The sequence below is a fragment of the Roseovarius amoyensis genome, from assembly GCF_003260265.1.
GTDB classification, from domain to species: domain Bacteria; phylum Pseudomonadota; class Alphaproteobacteria; order Rhodobacterales; family Rhodobacteraceae; genus Roseovarius; species Roseovarius amoyensis.
This window is the reverse complement of record NZ_QITQ01000020.1, coordinates 1-16,262: the sequence shown is the minus strand read 5'-3', so window position 1 is coordinate 16,262 and position 16,262 is coordinate 1. Positions and strand designations below refer to the sequence as shown.

The following is a 16,262-nucleotide window of genomic DNA, read 5'->3' as shown; positions in this document are numbered from 1 at the left end:
TGAATGCGTTATGTCGCGGGGCGGACCCTTTCGGGTTCAGTCCTCTTCGCCTGCGGTCTCTGCGGCGGCAACGCGGGCGCGGTCGACGGAACCCTTGGCGTCGGTGTCGCGATCGACCAGTTCGATGATGGCCATCGGCGCCATGTCACCATAGCGGAAGCCGGCCTTGAGAACGCGGACACAACCACCGTTGCGTTCCTTGTAGCGGGGGCCCAGCACCTCGAACAGCTTGGCTACGTGGGCATCCTGCTTGAGCTGTGCCGCGGCCTGGCGGCGGGCGTGCAGGTCGCCGCGCTTGCCCAGCGTGATCAGCTTTTCCGCCACCCGGCGCAGTTCCTTGGCCTTGGGCAGCGTGGTCTTGATCTGTTCGTGTTCGATCAGCGAGCCGGCCATGTTCGCCCACAGCGCCTTACGGTGCTCATGGGTGCGGTTCAGGCGGCGGTAGCCTCTTGCGTGACGCATTTTCTTGTCTCCTTGACGTGTTTTGCTTTGTCCGGCCGGCGATGCGTGTCACCGGCTCTCCTTGGGGCGGGTATGCCCGGGTGCGGTGGGTTGGAAACCCACCCTACGCCGACAGCGCGGGGTGGGGTTTCACTCCACCATTTCTCAGAACTGGTCTTCGAACTTCTTGGCCAGATCCTCGATGTTGTCAGGCGGCCAGTCCTCGACGTCCATGCCCAGATGCAGCCCCATGCCCGAGAGCACTTCCTTGATCTCGTTAAGCGACTTGCGCCCGAAGTTCGGGGTGCGCAGCATTTCGGCTTCGGTCTTCTGGATCAGGTCGCCGATATAGACGATGTTGTCGTTCTTCAGGCAGTTTGCCGAACGGACCGACAGTTCCAGTTCGTCGACCTTCTTGAGCAGCAGCGGGTTGAATTCCAGCCCGTCATCCTCGGACTCGCGCCCGGCCGCTTCCGGCTCTTCGAAGTTGACGAAGATCGACAGTTGGTCCTGCAGGATGCGCGCGGCATAGGCGACCGCGTCATCGGGGGTGATCGACCCGTCGGTTTCCACCTTCATGGTCAGCTTGTCATAGTCCAGCACCTGGCCCTCACGGGTGGGTTGAACGTCATAGCTGACCTTGATCACCGGCGAATAGATCGCGTCGATCGGAATAAGGCCGATCGGCGCATCCTCGGGCTTGTTGCGGTCGGCCGCGACATATCCCTTGCCGGTGTTGACGGTGAGTTCCATGAACAGGTCCGCGCCCTCGTCGAGGTGGCAGATCACATGTTCCTTGTTGAGGATCTCGATACCCGCGCTGTCGGAAATGTCCCCGGCGGTCACGACGCCCGGCCCCTTGGCCGAGATCGACAGGCGCTTGGGCCCTTCGACTTCCATCCGCAGCGCCACGCCCTTGAGGTTCAGGACGATGTCGGTGACATCCTCGCGCACACCCGCGACGGACGAGAACTCGTGCAGCACGTTGTCGATCTGCACCGAGGTGATCGCCGCGCCTTGCAGCGAGGACAGCAGCACCCGGCGCAGGGCATTGCCCAGCGTCAGACCAAAGCCGCGCTCAAGCGGTTCGGCCACAACCGTCGCCTGGCGCAGCGGGTCATTACCCGGCTTCACCTCCAGCTGCGTCGGCTTGATCAGTTCGGCCCAATTTTTATGGATCATGCAGTGCCTCCATTCCTGTCCCGGCCTCATGTCCAAAGGTCCGGAACGCCCGAGGTTTTCTAGTGCACGAACGGGTCCGCAATGGCGTGCGGCCCCGTTCAGTTGACCGGCGATCAGACCCGGCGGCGTTTCGGCGGGCGGCAGCCGTTATGTGCAATCGGCGTGACGTCACGGATCGACGTAATGTTGAACCCGACGGCAGCCAGCGCGCGAAGTGCGCTTTCACGGCCCGAGCCGGGTCCCTGAACCTCTACTTCGAGGGTTCTCATGCCGTGTTCCTGGGCCTTGCGGCCGGCATCCTCGGCCGCCATCTGCGCGGCATAGGGCGTCGACTTGCGCGAACCCTTAAAACCCATGGTGCCGGCCGACGACCATGCGATGGCGTTGCCCTGCACGTCCGAGATCAGGATCTTGGTGTTGTTGAAGGACGAATTCACATGCGCCACACCAGTGGCGATGTTCTTCGAAACTTTCTTCTTGCCGCGGGTGGCCTTGCGGGTATCTCGTGCCATGTCCTGTGCCCTCCCTTACTTCTTCTTGCCGGCGATGGGTCTCGCCGGGCCCTTGCGAGTGCGGGCGTTGGTATGGGTGCGCTGGCCGCGCACGGGCAGGTTGCGACGATGGCGCAGACCGCGGTAGCAGCCGAGATCCATCAGGCGCTTGATGTTCATCTGAACTTCGCGGCGCATGTCACCCTCGACGCTGTAATTGGCGTCAATGTGTTCGCGCAGCGCGACAGCCTCGGCGTCGGACAACTCGTTGACGCGGCGGGACGGGTCGATGTTCACCGCCTCGCAGATGGACTTGGCCGAGGAATGGCCGATTCCGGTTATGTAGGTGAGTGCGATGGGGACCCGTTTGTTGGTCGGGATGTTAACGCCGGCTATACGTGCCAAGTGTCTCGTTCCTTTACGTTGCGGTTCCGTAGTGCCAGAACCTTTTTTCACAACTCAGGCCCGCGGCGTTCCCGCCCGGGCCACGTTGGACTTCGGGGTGTCGATTGTATGCCCCGGGCAAGCCGGGAACCGAATCGTCGTCTCTCAAGAGATGGTGGTGCTTAGGAGCAATTCGGGGGGCCGTCAAGCCCCCGCCGCCCGCCGGCCCGGTGTTATCCGAGCGCCTCGTCGATCGACGCCGCGACCTGATCGATCTCGCCCAGCCCGTCAACCGGCCTCAGCTTGCCCTTGGCGTGGTAGTAACCGATCAGCGGCGATGTCTTCTTGTAGTATTCCATCAGCCGGTTGCGCAGCGAGTCCTCGTTGTCGTCGGCGCGGCGCTTGACGTCGGTACTGCCGCAATTGGCGCATTTCCCATCCGCCGGCCAGGGCTTGGTGATGTCGTTGTAGACCTCGCCACAGCTGCCACAGGTAGACCGGGCGGTGATACGGCTCACCAGCGCGTCGTCATCCACCCGCATCTCGATCACGGCATCCAGCTTCTGCCCGGTCTCGGCCAGCAGATCATCCAGCGCGTCGGCCTGCGCCAGGGTGCGCGGGAAGCCATCGAAGATGAAGCCGCCGCCGTTTTCGCCCTTGATCTTTTCGCGGATCAGCCCGATCACGATCTCGTCAGTCACCAGGTCGCCGCGCGCCATCACCTCGGCCACGCGCTTGCCCATCTCGGTGCCGCTGTCCTTGGCCTCGCGCAGCATGTCACCGGTGGAAAGCTGGATCATCCCGCGCTTTTCGACCAGGATATGTGCCTGCGTGCCCTTGCCCGCGCCCGGCGGCCCCAGAAGAATAATGTTCATCGCCGTCCCGTCCCCTTTCTTCGGGACTTGCGCCGCCCCTTGCCGCTGAGTTGCGATTTCTCGATAAGGCCCTCGTACTGGTGGGCCAGGAGATGCGACTGAACCTGCTGAATAGTATCCATCGTCACCGCCACCACGATCAGCACCGAGGTGCCGCCGAAATAGAACGGAATGGCAAACTGGCTGCGCAGCACCTCTGGCAGCAGGCAAACCGCCGTCAGATAGCCCGCGCCCAGAACCAGCACCCGTGTGACAACGTAATCCAGGTATTCGGCGGTTCGCTTGCCCGGCCGGATGCCGGGAACAAAGCCGTTCTGGTTTTTCAGGTTGTCAGCCACGTCGTCGGTCTTGAAGGCGACATTGTAGGTGTAGAAGTAGGTGAAGAACGCCACCATGATTGCGTAAAACAGCAGGTAGAGCGGCTGACCCGGGCCGAAATAGGCCAGGACCATCGACATCACCGGCCCGGTCTGGTTGCCCGAGAAGGTCGACAGCGTCACCGGCAGCAGCAGCAGCGACGAGGCAAAGATCGCCGGGATCACGCCCGCCGGGTTGACCTTGACCGGCAGGTGCGAGGACCCGCCGTCATAGACCTTCATCCCCACCTGGCGGCGCGGATACTGGATGTGGATCTTGCGCAGGCTGCGTTCCATGAACACGACGAAGGCGATGACCACAACCATCATGATCATCACGCCCACGATCACCGCCGGGCTGATCGCGCCCGAACGGCCCTGGCTGAAGAACTGAGCCAGCGCCGCCGGCACCTCGGCGATAATGCCGACGAAGATGATCAGCGAAATGCCGTTGCCGACGCCCCGGGCGGTGATCTGCTCGCCGATCCACATCAGGAACATGGTTCCGCCCACAAGCGTGATCATGCAGGCGGCAACAAAGAACGGCGCCGGCAGGTCGGGCTGAACCAGCCCGCCCGATACCAGGCTCATCGCCAGGCCGTAGGATTGCAGCGTCGCCAGCCCCACCGTGCCATAGCGGGTGTACTGGTTCATCTTCTTGCGGCCCTGCTCGCCCTCTTTCTTGAGCTGCTCCAGCGCCGGCACCATCGCCGCCATGAGCTGCACGATGATCGAGGCCGAGATATAAGGCATGATCCCCAGCGCAAAGATGCCCATACGCCCCAGCGCGCCGCCGGTGAACATGCTCAGCATGCCGCCGATGCCCTGGCTGGCATCTTCCATGAAATTGCGCAGTTCGGCGCCGTCGATGCCTGGAACCGGGATCCATGTGCCCAGCCGGTAGACGATCAACAGCACGAGGGTGAAGATGATGCGCCGGCGAAGCTCGGTGGCCTTGCCAAGAGCGGCCCAACTGGTGTTGGACGCCATCTGTTCTGCTGCGGATACCATGCGCGATCCCGTCTATTGCGAATACGCCGCCCAAGCCGTTTTCCGGCCAAGGCGGCGTCATCAGGAAAACTGCGGATTATGTAAGCGGCGCGGACGCCGCTCACAACCGCTTATTCGGCCGCCTGCGCGGTTGTGACCCTCAGAGAGCCCCCCGCCTTCTCAACCGCCTCGATTGCCGCCTTGGATGCGCCGGTCACTTCCAGCGCCAGCTTGGCGGCGACTTCGCCCTTGGCCAGAACGCGCACACCGTCCAGCTTGCGCCGCACCAGACCGCTGGCAACGAGCGCGTCCTCGGTGATGGGCTGCTTGGCGTCCAGCTTGCCGGCGTCGACGAATTTCTGGATCAGGCCCAGGTTGACGACGGCGTATTTCTTGCGGTTTGGCTTGGTAAATCCGCGCTTGGGCAGACGTTGGTAGAGCGGCATCTGCCCGCCCTCGAAGCCCTTGATCGCCACACCCGAACGGGATTTCTGGCCCTTGATGCCGCGCCCGGCGGTCTTGCCGGTGCCCGAACCGGGGCCGCGGCCGACGCGTTTGCGGGGTTTCGTCGCGCCCGGATTGTCGCGCAGTTCGTTGAGTTTCATCTGTCCACTTCTCCTGAAGCCGGATGTGACCCCCGAAGCGGATGGGGCCAACCACGGCATGTGATGAGTATCGAGTCGTCGCCCCACCGGGGCCACCGGGGGCGTATAGACGGGATGGCGGGCCGGTTCAAGTGGCCAGAGGGGGTGGCAGCACGGTGCCTTGGCAGGCCAACGGCACATGATGCGTCATCACGGGACGCAGGGCAGTGCCTGATCGCGGGTGGGCGCGAAAAGCGCCCGCCCATGGGGGCGGTCGGGCGCTGCCCGTGCCGCAAGCGCCACGGGCATATGCTTCAAAGTCGTTTACATCGGTAGGTTCAAGGGCAGCTATTCATCCAACCGCTTCTTCATTCTTTCAATATCCGCGGTTATTTCCGCTATGCTCCGCGAGGGTTCAGTAATGTTTTCAAGACTGCTGTCTGAAACTCGATCACACTGCGAACTGAATTCTTCAGAACATGCCTCGTTCTCATCCTTGAGAAAGAACGTTGCGGCAACTCCGAGTGGACCGAACAGAAACCCTAATAGCGTCGCCAAGGAAGCTCTGGATGGAACTCTGTCGCGGGCAATGAACTACGCCAAACCCGCACACAGCATCCAAACGACTACCACGTTCCCGATCGTCATCGCTCAGTCCTCCCTATCGCCTCCTGACATATGATATTGTGAATTCCCCAAACAGCAAAACGCCCCGGCCATCACTGACCGGGGCGTTTCAATTCTGCCGCAGGGTGGGTTTTCAACCCACCGCGCGCTTATCCGCGCTCTTCGACGATCTCGACCAGATGCGAAATCTTGTCGATCATCCCGCGGATCGAGGGGGTATCCTCCAACTCGCGGGTCTTGTGCATCTTGTTGAGCCCCAGCCCCACCAGCGTGGCGCGCTGATCTTTCGGGCGACGGATGGGCGAACCCACCTGCCGGACGACAATGGTCTTTGCCATGACGTGCTCTCCTTACGCTTCTGCGGCTTCGGCCGGGGCCTCGGCCTTGGGCGCGTCGTCACGACGCAGGATCTCGGCCACCTTCTTGCCACGCCGCTGCGCCACCTGGCGCGGGCTGGCCTGAAATCTCAGTCCGTCGAGCGTGGCGCGGATCATGTTGTAGGGGTTTTGCGACCCGATCGACTTGGCGACCACGTCCTGAACGCCCAGCATCTCGAACACCGCGCGCATCGGACCACCGGCGATGATGCCGGTACCTTGCGGAGCGGTGCGCATCACCACACGGCCGGCGCCGTGACGGCCCTCGCCGTCATGGTGCAGCGTGCGGCCTTCGCGCAGGGGCACGCGGATCATCTGCCGCTTGGCCTGCTCGGTGGCCTTGCGAATCGCCTCGGGCACCTCCTTGGCCTTGCCCTTGCCAAAACCGACACGGCCTTTCTGGTCGCCTACGACGACCAGCGCCGCAAAGCCGAACCGCTTGCCGCCCTTGACCGTCTTGCTGACTCGGTTGATCGCCACGAGACGATCGGCGAATTCCGGTGCCTCGTCGCGGTCGCGACCGCCCCGACGGCTAGCTTCTCTTGCCATATCTCGTCTCCTTACAGCTTCAGGCCGGCTTCACGCGCGGCATCCGCCAACGCCTTTACGCGGCCATGATAAAGGAACCCGCCGCGATCAAACTGGGCCTCGGTGATGCCAGCCTTCTGCGCGCGCTCGGCGATGGTGGCGCCGATCTTTTGCGCCGCCTCGATCGTGTTCTTGCCGTAAAAGCCCAAATCCTTTTCCAGCGTCGACGCCGCGGCGAGAGTGACCCCGCGGATGTCGTCGATGATCTGAACGCTCATGTTCTTGCCAGAGCGATTCACGCTGAGGCGCGGACGCCCGGAATTGACCTTGCGAAGTTTGCTCCGAACGCGCAGGCGGCGTTTGAGGAACAGTTGTCTCTTGCTGTTTGCCATCTGTCGCGTCCTTACTTCTTCTTGCCTTCCTTCTGGAAGATGTACTCGTCCTTGTAGCGGATGCCCTTGCCCTTGTAGGGCTCAGGGCGCCGCCAGTCGCGGATATTCGCCGCGACCTGGCCGACGAGCTGCTTGTCATGGCCTTCGACCACCAGTTCGGTGGGCTTGGGCGCGGTGACAGTCACACCTTCCGGAATGGAAAAATCGACATCGTGGCTGAGCCCGAGGTTGAGCTTGAGCACATTGCCCTGCACCTGCGCACGATAACCAACGCCGCGAATTTCCAGATCCTTGCGGAAGGCTTCGCTGGAACCCTGCACGAGGTTGGCCACGACGGTGCGGCTCATCCCCCATTGCTGGCGTGCGCGCTTGGACTTGCCGCGCGGATGCACGGTGATCGCATCGTCGCCGATCTCGATCGTGACATCGTCGGTGAAGGTAAAGGTCTTGGTCTGCTTGGGGCCTTTGACCTCGATGGTCTGGCCGCTCAGGCTGGCGGTCACGCCTGCAGGCAGGGGGACCGGCCTTTTTCCGATTCGGGACATCTTTCTGACCTCCTCAGAATACGGTGCAGAGCACTTCGCCGCCAACATTGGCAGCGCGTGCATTTGCGTCCGACATCACACCCTGCGGGGTGGAGACAATCGACACGCCGAGGCCCTGACGGACCGACGGCAAGTCCTTGGCGCCCGCATAGACCCGGCGACCGGGCTTGCTGACCCGTTTCATCTCGCGGATGGCGGGGGCGCCTTCGAAGTATTTCAGGCTGATCTCGATCGTGGGGTGATCGCGAACGTCGGTGCCGTGTTCAAAGCCACGGATATAGCCTTCGCTGGCCAGGACCTCCAGCACGCGGACGCGCATCTTCGAGGCCGGAACCATGACGGTGGACTTGCCGCGCATACCCGCGTTGCGGATGCGGGTCAGCATGTCGCCGATAGGATCGTTCATCTCATATCCTCCTTACCAGCTCGACTTGACCACGCCCGGCATCTGACCTGCCGAACCGAGTTCGCGCAGGGCGATCCGGCTGACTTTCAGCTTGCGGTAGTAGGCGTGCGGCCGGCCGGTGAGCTGGCATCGGTTGTGCAGACGGGTGGCAGAGCTGTTGCGCGGCAGCTCGGCGAGCTTCAGCGAGGCGCGAAACCGTTCTTCCATCGGCTTGGATTGGTCGTTGATGATCTCTTTCAGCGCGGCGCGCCGGGCTGCGTACTGTTTGACCAGCCGCTGCCGTTTCTTTTCACGTTCGACCATTGCTTTCTTGGCCATGTTCTAGTTCCTCCGGCTCAGCTGTTGAAGGGCATGTTGAAATGCTTCAACAGCGCCTTGGCTTCGGCGTCGGTAGGCGCCGTGGTCGAAATGGCGATGTCGAGGCCCCAGACCTCGTCTACCTTGTCGTAGTCGATCTCGGGAAAGACGATGTGCTCGCGGATGCCGAGAGCATAGTTGCCACGTCCGTCGAACGATTTGTCCGACACCCCGCGAAAGTCGCGGATGCGCGGCATCGCCACGGTGACCAGACGATCAAGGAAATCGTACATGCGGTCGCCGCGCAGCGTCACCTTGGCGCCCATCGGCATGCCTTCGCGAACGCGGAAGCCGGCGATGGATTTCTTGGCCATGGTCATCACCGCCCGCTGGCCGGCGATCAGGGTCAGGTCCTCTTGGGCCGACTTGGCCTTTTTGGAGTCCTTCACCGCCTCGGCGCCACAGCCGATGTTCAGCACAATCTTTTCGAGCCGCGGGATCTGCATGTCATTCTTGTAACCGAACTCTTCTTTCAGAGCCGGGCGGATGACGTCACGGAACTGCTGACGCAGACGCGGTACATAGGCTGCGGTATCAAGCATCGATCACATCCCCCGTGGTCTTGGCAAAACGCACCTTGCGACCGTCCTCGAGGCGAAAGCCGACGCGGCTGGGTTTGCCGTTCTTGTCGAGAATGGCGAGGTTCGACAGGTCCACCGGCATCGCCTTGGGCAGGCGACCGCCTTGGCTCTGCTGGCTTTGGCGGGTGTGACGGATGGCCATGTTGATGCCCTCCACCACGGCCTTGCCGGCACTGGGGTCGACCGAGGTGATCGTCCCCTCGCGGCCCTTGTCCTTGCCGGCGATGACGACGACCTTGTCGCCCTTTTTCAGTTTCGCAGCCATGTCAGAGCACCTCCGGGGCGAGCGAAATGATTTTCATGTAGTTCTTGGCGCGCAGTTCACGCACCACCGGCCCGAAGATACGGGTGCCGATGGGGTCGCCGGCATTGTTAAGGATCACGGCGGCGTTGCGGTCAAAGCGGATGGCGGTGCCATCCTCGCGGCGGATTTCCTTGGCCGTGCGAACGACGACGGCCTTGCGCACGTCGCCCTTTTTCACGCGACCACGCGGAATGGCCTCCTTGACGGAAACGACGATGACGTCGCCCACCGAGGCATATTTGCGTTTGGAACCGCCCAGGACCTTGATGCACTGAACCTTCCGGGCACCGGAATTGTCAGCAACATCCAGATTGGTCTGCATCTGGATCATTAGGTTTCTCCCGACCTTTGGGGTAACGACCCCAGGGTTTCGCTCAAACCGGAATGTGTTTTCCGCGTTCGGGGGCGCTCATTCGTGCCGTCCGGGCTGCTCGAGGCAGGCCGGGCGGCGTGACGAGCGGCCGCTCAGGCTTCCAACACCTCCCAGCGTTTGCTCTTCGATTTCGGCGCGCATTCGGTGATGCGCACGATGTCGCCCACCTTGTAGGCGTTCTTTTCGTCGTGAGCCCGGTACTTTTTGGACTTACGGATGGTTTTTTGCATGACCGGGTGCGTGAAGCGGCGTTCGACCGAAACCGTCACGGTCTGGTCATTGGCGTCGCTGACAACCTTGCCTTGAAGAATACGTTTGGGCATCGCTCAAGACTCCTCAGTCTGCCGCCGCTTGCGCGGCTTTTTCGTTCAGCACGGTCTTGACGCGCGCGACGTCGCGACGCACCACGCGGATGCGTGCGGGGTTTTCCAGCTGGCCGGTAGCGGCCTGAAAGCGCAGGTTGAACTGCTCTTTCTTCAGCGCCAACAGCTGCTCGCGCAGCTGCTCGGGGCTCTTCTCTTTCAGCTCGGCGGCGTCCATTCGCCTCTTCCTTTCCCAAAACACCAGCGAGCCCCTGACATTCGCCTCAGGGTCACCCGGGACCTGGTGGATGAATTGCACGCGCGCGAATCCCGGTACACCGAGCCGCGCGGATTGCGGCTCTATAAGCGAGGCAGCGGCGCGGGGCAAGGAAAAGATGCAGGATTTATCGGCCAGCAGATCATCGAACACCAGCCCCGCACCATAACGGCCGCTATTGGCACGGCCGCTTTTGGCGAATGCCGCGGCGGCTGCATGTCATCATGCGCAGCACCGCCCAATACGCGCACTTCGGCATTTCCCCCCACTACAGCCATGCAAAAGCCCCCGCCGATCTCTCGGCGGGGGCTTTAGATATCGTAGAGCAGGGTTTCCCCCGATCCGCTTACCAGTCTTCGCGGGCCACCAGGCGGGTCTTGACCGGCAGCTTCATGGCGGCAAGGCGCAGGGCCTCTTGTGCCACGGCATCGCTGACGCCGTCGATCTCGAACATCACCCGGCCAGGCTTGACGCGGGCGGCCCAGAAATCGACCGAACCCTTGCCCTTACCCATCCGGACCTCGGTGGGTTTCGACGTCACCGGAACGTCGGGGAAGATCCGGATCCAGACCCGGCCCTGACGTTTCATGTGGCGCGTCATGGCGCGACGTGCGGCCTCGATCTGGCGCGCGGTGATGCGCTCTGGCTGGACGGCCTTGAGACCCCAGCTGCCGAAGTTCAGATCCGATCCGCCCTTGGCCTGGCCGTGGATGCGGCCCTTGTGCTGCTTGCGGAATTTGGTGCGCTTTGGTTGAAGCATCTGTCAGTCCTCCTCAGCGACGGCCGCCGGCGCCACGAGGCGCGGGACCATCCTGCAGCTCCTGGGCCTTGCGCTCGCGGGCACTGGGATCATGCTCCATGATCTCGCCCTTGAATATCCACACCTTGATGCCGATGATCCCGTAGGGTGTCATCGCCTCGACGAGGGCATAGTCGATGTCGGCGCGCAGCGTGTGCAGCGGCACGCGGCCCTCGCGGTACCATTCGGTACGCGCGATCTCGGCACCGCCCAGACGGCCGGCCACGTTCACCCGGATACCCAGGGCGCCCATGCGCATCGAGTTCTGCACCGCCCGCTTCATCGCGCGGCGAAAGCTGACCCGGCGTTCAAGCTGCTGAGCGATCGATTCCGCAACCAGCCTGGCGTCCAGCTCGGGCTTGCGCACCTCGACGATATTGAGGTGCAGCTCGCTGTCGGTCATGTTGGCGATCTTGCGGCGCAGCTTTTCGATGTCCGCGCCTTTCTTGCCGATGATGACGCCGGGGCGTGCGGTGTGGATCGTGACCCGGCATTTCTTGTGCGGGCGCTCGATGATGACGCGGCTGATGCCAGCCTGCTTGCACTCTGCTGCAATAAACTCGCGGATACGGACGTCCTCCAGCAGGAGGTTGCCGTAATCCTTGGTGTCAGCATACCAGCGGCTGTCCCAGGTGCGGTTGACCTGCAGGCGCATGCCGATCGGATTTACCTTGTTACCCATTAGGCTTGCTCCTCGATTTCACGCACCTTGATGGTCAGCTCCGAGAACGGCTTCATGATCTTGCCGAACCGGCCGCGGGCACGCGGGCGACCGCGCTTGAGCGTCAGGTTCTTGCCGACATAGGCCTCGGCAACGATCAGTTCATCCACATCAAGACCGTGGTTGTTCTCGGCGTTGGCGATCGCGGATTGCAGGCACTTGCGAACGTCCTGGGCGATGCGGCGCTTGGAAAACGCCAGATCGTTCAGGGCCTTGTCGACCTTCTTGCCGCGGATCATCGCCGCCACCAGGTTCAGCTTTTGCGGGCTGGTGCGCAGCATGCGCAGTTTGGCCATCGCCTCGTTGTCCGCCACGCGGCGGGGATTCTTCTCCTTGCCCATGGCTTACTTCCTCTTGGCTTTCTTGTCGGCCGCATGCCCGTAGTAGGTGCGGGTGGGGGAATATTCCCCGAATTTCTGACCGATCATGTCCTCGGATACGTTGACGGGGACATGTTTCTTGCCGTTGTAGACGCCGAAGGTCAGCCCAACGAATTGGGGCAGAATCGTCGACCGGCGTGACCAGATCTTGATGACTTCGTTACGCCCCGACTGCCGTGCGGCCTCGGCTTTTTTCAGCACATAGGCGTCGACAAAGGGGCCCTTCCAAACAGAACGTGCCATGTTTTAGCGGCCCTTCTTCTTGGCGTGACGCGAGCGCAGGATAAGTTTCTGCGACGCCTTGTTCGTGTTGCGGGTACGCGCACCCTTGGTCGGCTTGCCCCAGGGCGTAACCGGGTGGCGACCACCCGAGGTACGGCCCTCACCACCACCATGCGGGTGATCGATCGGGTTCATGACCACACCACGCACGCTGGGACGCTTGCCCATGTGACGCTTGCGGCCGGCCTTGCCGAAGTTCTGGTTGGAGTTGTCGGGGTTCGAAACCGCACCGACAGTTGCCTTGCATTCCTGCCGAACCAGGCGGAGTTCGCCCGAGCTGAGCCGGATCTGCGCATAGCCGCCGTCACGACCGACGAACTGGCCATAGGTCCCCGCCGCGCGGGCGATCTGGCCGCCCTTGCCGGGCTTGAGTTCGATGTTGTGAACGATGGTGCCGATGGGCATGCCCGAGAACGGCATGCAGTTGCCAGGCTTGATGTCGGCACGCGCGCTGGCGACGACCTTGTCGCCCTCGCCCAGGCGCTGCGGCGCCAGGATATAGGATTGCTCGCCGTCCTCGTAGCGGATCAGCGCGATAAAGGCGGTGCGGTTGGGATCGTATTCGATCCGCTCGACCGTCGCCTCGACGTCCATCTTGTTCCGTCTGAAATCAACGATCCGGTAGAGGCGTTTCGCCCCGCCACCACGGCGGCGTGCAGTGATCCGTCCGACATTGTTGCGGCCGCCCGACTTGGTCAGACCCTCAGTGAGGGATTTGACAGGGCGTCCTTTCCAAAGCTCGGAACGGTCGATCAGCACCAGCCCGCGCTGGCCCGGCGTCGTCGGCTTATACGACTTGAGTGCCATGCTTTCTGTCTTCCGTCTAGCAAACGCCCCGGAAACGATCCGGGACTATGTGAGGCCGGGGTTTCTCCCGGCGCTGGGTATAGGGCCCCGAAGGTCCCCGGTTAGGGTTGTTCTAGCGAACAAAAGCACAGCCCCGGACGAATCCGGGGCCTTGCGGATGGGGTCTCTTAGGAGAGAGCAACTGCCGGGTCAAGGGCTTTGGCCTTGAAAACCGCGCCGAAACGCCCCTGCCCCAAGCCGCGTGATCGCCAGACCGCGGGATGGCGATCCGCCATGTGTTCGAGGCGCTTTATCCCCGCCACACCCTAAAAGCCCTAGACCGCTGCCCCCAGCGTTGCCAAATCGCCAGCCCGTCCGGGCGGTCTGGCGATCGCGCGGCGGCCCGTGGGCCGCTGTTCGCGCAGGACGGGCCACCGGCGCCGGGAGCAACCCGAACTGACCTGGCGAAACCGCCAAAGAAAACCCCGACCGCTTTCGCAGCCGGGGTTCCTGTTCTCTCACCCGCGCCCCGGACATGATCCGGGGCCTCGACGTTCAACCGTTCCGCCTAAACCGGCGGGGTCCCGGGACATGCCCGGGACGGGCCTTACAGGCCTGTGGTCACGTCGATGGTGTTGCCCTCTTCGAGCGTCACATAGGCTTTCTTGACGTCCTTGCGGACGCCGGGGCGGCCACGGAAACGCTTGGTCTTGCCCTTGGTGATGGTGGTGTTGACCGCCTTCACCTTGACCCCGAACAGCGCCTCGACCGCTTCCTTGATCTGCGGCTTGGAGCTGTCGATCGCCACTTCAAAGACGACCGCGCCCGCATCCGAGGCCATCGTCGCCTTTTCGGTAATGACCGGCTGGCGGATCACGTCGTAATGTTCCGGTTTCGCGCTCATTTCAGTCGAGCCTCCAGTGCTTCGACACCCGCGCGGGTCAGCACCAGCGTATCCCGGCGCAGGATGTCATAAACGTTCGCGCCCATGCTGGGCAGCACGTCGAGACCTTCGATGTTGGCAGCGGCGCGGGCGAAATCGCCGTTGACCTCTGCCCCGTCGATGACCAGCGCGCGTTTCCAGCCCAGGTTTGCGACCTGGCGGGCCAGTTCGCGGGTCTTGGACACGCCCTCGGCGGCCTCGATGATCACCAGTTCACCCGCGCGGGCCTTGGCCGACAGCGCGTGACACAGGCCCAGCTTGCGCACCTTCTTGGGCAGCTCGTGCGCATGGCTGCGCGGAGTCGGACCCTTGTAGATGCCGCCCTTGCGGAAGATCGGCGCGTTGCGGTCGCCGTGGCGTGCGCCGCCGGTCCCCTTCTGTCGATAGATCTTCTTGGTCGAATAGCTGGTCTCGGACCGGGTCTTGACCTTGTGGGTACCGGCCATCGCCTTGTTGCGCTGCCAGCGCACCACGCGGTGCAGGATGTCGGCGCGCGGCTCCAGCCCGAAGATATCGTCGCCCAGATCGACCGAACCGGCCTTGCCGCCGTCGAGTTTGATCACGTCGAGTTTCATTCGTCGCTGTCCTTCTTCTCGGCGTCAGTCGCCGCGTCAGCGGCGTCGAGCGCGGCCTGTTCGGCCTGTGCGGCGGCATTCGCTGCGGCTTCTTCCTCGGCCGCGGCCTGTGCCGCAGCCTCGTCGGCCACCTTAGCAGCTTCCTCAGCCGCCGATTTCAGGGCCGCCGGCAGGATGGCGTTCTCGGGGAACGGCTTCTTGACCGCATCCTTGATCGTCACCCAACCACCCTTGGAGCCGGGCACCGCGCCCTTGACCATGATCAGGCCGCGTTCGGCATCGGTGCGCACCACCTGCAGGTTCTGCGTTGTCACCCGCGCAGCACCCATGTGTCCGGCCATCTTCTTGCCCTTGAACACACGGCCAGGATCCTGACACTGCCCGGTAGAACCATGGCTCCGGTGGCTGATCGACACACCGTGCGTGGCCCGCAGACCACCAAAGTTGTGCCGCTTCATCGCACCGGCGAAACCCTTACCGATCGAGGTGCCGCAGACATCGACATACTGACCCTCGAAATAGTGGTTGGCGATAATTTCCTCGCCCACCGGGATCAGGTTTTCGGGGTCGACCCGGAATTCCGCGATCTTGCGCTTGGGTTCGGTCTTTGCGGCCGAAAAATGGCCGCGCATGGCCTTGCTCACGCGCTTGGTCTTGGCCGTACCGGCGCCCAGTTGGACCGCCGAATAACCATGTTTGTCAGGGGTGCGCTGGGCAACCACCTGAAGCTTGTCGAGTTGCAGAACGGTCACCGGCACTTGCCGTCCGTCCTCCATGAAAAGCCGGGTCATGCCGACTTTCTTTGCGATAACGCCAGAGCGCAACATTGGCTTGCCCTCCTCAGACCGAAATCTGCACGTCCACGCCCGCGGCGAGGTCGAGCTTCATCAGCGCGTCCACGGTCTGCGGGGTGGGGTCGACGATGTCCAGAAGCCGCTTGTGGGTGCGGATCTCGAACTGGTCGCGGGATTTCTTGTTGACGTGGGGACCGCGAAGAACGGTGAACTTCTCGATCTTGTTGGGCAGCGGAATGGGCCCGCGAACCTCGGCCCCGGTGCGTTTGGCGGTGCTGACGATTTCGCGCGTGCTGGCGTCCAGTACGCGGTAATCGAATGCCTTCAGCCGGATGCGGATATTCTGGCTTTGCATGTATCTAGCCTTTCACGGCGTTGGAGTTGATAGGAGGAAGGCCGGAATGCCCGGCCACCCTCGTCGAACCTGTCCCCGGTCTGGGCCGGGGGATGCCCCGGGCCTGGGCCCGGGACCTCTTTCTTTTACGCCTTCAGCGTCACTCGATGATTTTCGAGACGACGCCCGAGCCGACGGTGCGGCCGCCTTCGCGGATGGCAAAGCGCAGGCCCTCTTCCATCGCGATCGGCGCGATCAGCTCGGCGGTGAACTTCA

The 16,262-nt window shown here is 62.8% G+C and carries 28 protein-coding genes; all 28 read right to left on the bottom strand.

Going from position 1 to position 16,262, the window contains the following annotated elements; translation table 11 throughout:
* Window positions 1-36: 36 nt before the first annotated feature.
* Window positions 37-462, bottom strand: coding sequence for a 50S ribosomal protein L17 (rplQ, locus tag DL899_RS14865; protein ID WP_111735153.1), 426 nt, complete (start codon window positions 460-462; stop codon window positions 37-39).
* Between the two features lie 144 nt (window positions 463-606).
* Window positions 607-1,623 (bottom strand): DNA-directed RNA polymerase subunit alpha, encoded by a 1,017-nt coding sequence (locus DL899_RS14860; RefSeq protein ID WP_111735152.1) that lies wholly within the window; start codon window positions 1,621-1,623, stop codon window positions 607-609.
* Between the two features lie 113 nt (window positions 1,624-1,736).
* Window positions 1,737-2,135, bottom strand: a complete 399-nt coding sequence (gene rpsK, locus DL899_RS14855) for a 30S ribosomal protein S11 (protein WP_111735151.1) — start codon at window positions 2,133-2,135, stop codon at window positions 1,737-1,739.
* A 15-nt stretch (window positions 2,136-2,150) separates the two neighbouring features.
* On the bottom strand, window positions 2,151-2,519 hold the full coding sequence (gene rpsM, locus DL899_RS14850; protein WP_111735150.1) for a 30S ribosomal protein S13: 369 nt from the start codon (window positions 2,517-2,519) through the stop codon (window positions 2,151-2,153).
* A 212-nt stretch (window positions 2,520-2,731) separates the two neighbouring features.
* Entirely contained in the window at window positions 2,732-3,373 is a 642-nt protein-coding gene (locus tag DL899_RS14845) for an adenylate kinase (RefSeq protein WP_111735149.1), read from the bottom strand.
* Complete coding sequence (gene secY, locus DL899_RS14840) at window positions 3,370-4,740, bottom strand: preprotein translocase subunit SecY (RefSeq protein ID WP_111735148.1); 1,371 nt, start codon at window positions 4,738-4,740, stop codon at window positions 3,370-3,372. The genes DL899_RS14845 and secY overlap by 4 nt, the downstream gene beginning before the upstream one ends.
* Before the next feature lie 110 nt (window positions 4,741-4,850).
* The gene (rplO, locus tag DL899_RS14835; protein ID WP_111735147.1) at window positions 4,851-5,324 is read right to left on the bottom strand and encodes a 50S ribosomal protein L15; all 474 of its coding nucleotides are present in this window, start codon (window positions 5,322-5,324) and stop codon (window positions 4,851-4,853) included.
* A 755-nt stretch (window positions 5,325-6,079) separates the two neighbouring features.
* Window positions 6,080-6,268 (bottom strand): 50S ribosomal protein L30, encoded by a 189-nt coding sequence (gene rpmD, locus DL899_RS14830; RefSeq protein ID WP_111735146.1) that lies wholly within the window; start codon window positions 6,266-6,268, stop codon window positions 6,080-6,082.
* A 12-nt stretch (window positions 6,269-6,280) separates the two neighbouring features.
* On the bottom strand, window positions 6,281-6,856 hold the full coding sequence (rpsE, locus tag DL899_RS14825; protein ID WP_111735145.1) for a 30S ribosomal protein S5: 576 nt from the start codon (window positions 6,854-6,856) through the stop codon (window positions 6,281-6,283).
* Window positions 6,857-6,867: 11 nt separating this feature from the next.
* Window positions 6,868-7,227, bottom strand: a complete 360-nt coding sequence (gene rplR / locus DL899_RS14820; protein ID WP_111735144.1) for a 50S ribosomal protein L18 — start codon at window positions 7,225-7,227, stop codon at window positions 6,868-6,870.
* An 11-nt stretch (window positions 7,228-7,238) separates the two neighbouring features.
* Complete coding sequence (gene rplF / locus DL899_RS14815) at window positions 7,239-7,772, bottom strand: 50S ribosomal protein L6 (protein ID WP_111735143.1); 534 nt, start codon at window positions 7,770-7,772, stop codon at window positions 7,239-7,241.
* Window positions 7,773-7,785: 13 nt separating this feature from the next.
* The gene (gene rpsH, locus DL899_RS14810) at window positions 7,786-8,178 is read right to left on the bottom strand and encodes a 30S ribosomal protein S8 (RefSeq protein ID WP_111735142.1); all 393 of its coding nucleotides are present in this window, start codon (window positions 8,176-8,178) and stop codon (window positions 7,786-7,788) included.
* Between the two features lie 12 nt (window positions 8,179-8,190).
* Window positions 8,191-8,496, bottom strand: a complete 306-nt coding sequence (gene rpsN / locus DL899_RS14805; protein WP_111735141.1) for a 30S ribosomal protein S14 — start codon at window positions 8,494-8,496, stop codon at window positions 8,191-8,193.
* Window positions 8,497-8,513: 17 nt separating this feature from the next.
* Window positions 8,514-9,077, bottom strand: a complete 564-nt coding sequence (gene rplE, locus DL899_RS14800; RefSeq protein ID WP_111735140.1) for a 50S ribosomal protein L5 — start codon at window positions 9,075-9,077, stop codon at window positions 8,514-8,516.
* On the bottom strand, window positions 9,070-9,381 hold the full coding sequence (gene rplX / locus DL899_RS14795) for a 50S ribosomal protein L24 (protein WP_111735139.1): 312 nt from the start codon (window positions 9,379-9,381) through the stop codon (window positions 9,070-9,072). The genes rplE and rplX overlap by 8 nt, the downstream gene beginning before the upstream one ends.
* Window position 9,382: 1 nt before the next feature.
* Window positions 9,383-9,751, bottom strand: a complete 369-nt coding sequence (rplN, locus tag DL899_RS14790; RefSeq protein ID WP_057819253.1) for a 50S ribosomal protein L14 — start codon at window positions 9,749-9,751, stop codon at window positions 9,383-9,385.
* Between the two features lie 134 nt (window positions 9,752-9,885).
* Window positions 9,886-10,116 (bottom strand): 30S ribosomal protein S17, encoded by a 231-nt coding sequence (gene rpsQ / locus DL899_RS14785; RefSeq protein WP_111735138.1) that lies wholly within the window; start codon window positions 10,114-10,116, stop codon window positions 9,886-9,888.
* A gap of 13 nt (window positions 10,117-10,129) precedes the next feature.
* Window positions 10,130-10,333 (bottom strand): 50S ribosomal protein L29, encoded by a 204-nt coding sequence (gene rpmC / locus DL899_RS14780; protein ID WP_111735195.1) that lies wholly within the window; start codon window positions 10,331-10,333, stop codon window positions 10,130-10,132.
* 385 nt (window positions 10,334-10,718) lie between these two features.
* Entirely contained in the window at window positions 10,719-11,132 is a 414-nt protein-coding gene (gene rplP, locus DL899_RS14775) for a 50S ribosomal protein L16 (RefSeq protein WP_111735137.1), read from the bottom strand.
* A 13-nt stretch (window positions 11,133-11,145) separates the two neighbouring features.
* Window positions 11,146-11,853, bottom strand: coding sequence for a 30S ribosomal protein S3 (gene rpsC, locus DL899_RS14770; RefSeq protein WP_111735136.1), 708 nt, complete (start codon window positions 11,851-11,853; stop codon window positions 11,146-11,148).
* The gene (rplV, locus tag DL899_RS14765) at window positions 11,853-12,233 is read right to left on the bottom strand and encodes a 50S ribosomal protein L22 (protein ID WP_111735135.1); all 381 of its coding nucleotides are present in this window, start codon (window positions 12,231-12,233) and stop codon (window positions 11,853-11,855) included. Before rplV ends, rpsC begins: the two co-directional genes overlap by 1 nt.
* 3 nt (window positions 12,234-12,236) lie before the next feature.
* Window positions 12,237-12,515 (bottom strand): 30S ribosomal protein S19, encoded by a 279-nt coding sequence (gene rpsS, locus DL899_RS14760; RefSeq protein ID WP_111735134.1) that lies wholly within the window; start codon window positions 12,513-12,515, stop codon window positions 12,237-12,239.
* Window positions 12,516-12,518: 3 nt separating this feature from the next.
* Window positions 12,519-13,361 (bottom strand): 50S ribosomal protein L2, encoded by an 843-nt coding sequence (rplB, locus tag DL899_RS14755; RefSeq protein WP_111735133.1) that lies wholly within the window; start codon window positions 13,359-13,361, stop codon window positions 12,519-12,521.
* Between the two features lie 586 nt (window positions 13,362-13,947).
* On the bottom strand, window positions 13,948-14,244 hold the full coding sequence (locus DL899_RS14750) for a 50S ribosomal protein L23 (RefSeq protein WP_111735132.1): 297 nt from the start codon (window positions 14,242-14,244) through the stop codon (window positions 13,948-13,950).
* On the bottom strand, window positions 14,241-14,858 hold the full coding sequence (gene rplD / locus DL899_RS14745; RefSeq protein WP_111735131.1) for a 50S ribosomal protein L4: 618 nt from the start codon (window positions 14,856-14,858) through the stop codon (window positions 14,241-14,243). The genes DL899_RS14750 and rplD overlap by 4 nt, the downstream gene beginning before the upstream one ends.
* On the bottom strand, window positions 14,855-15,685 hold the full coding sequence (gene rplC / locus DL899_RS14740) for a 50S ribosomal protein L3 (protein ID WP_111735130.1): 831 nt from the start codon (window positions 15,683-15,685) through the stop codon (window positions 14,855-14,857). Before rplC ends, rplD begins: the two co-directional genes overlap by 4 nt.
* A 13-nt stretch (window positions 15,686-15,698) precedes the next feature.
* Window positions 15,699-16,007: a 30S ribosomal protein S10 gene (gene rpsJ, locus DL899_RS14735; RefSeq protein WP_111735129.1), complete on the bottom strand. Its 309-nt coding sequence runs from the start codon at window positions 16,005-16,007 to the stop codon at window positions 15,699-15,701.
* Window positions 16,008-16,146: 139 nt separating this feature from the next.
* Window positions 16,147-16,262: EF-Tu C-terminal domain-related protein (locus tag DL899_RS14730; protein WP_162685598.1), on the bottom strand; the 116-nt coding region annotated here is incomplete at its 5' end.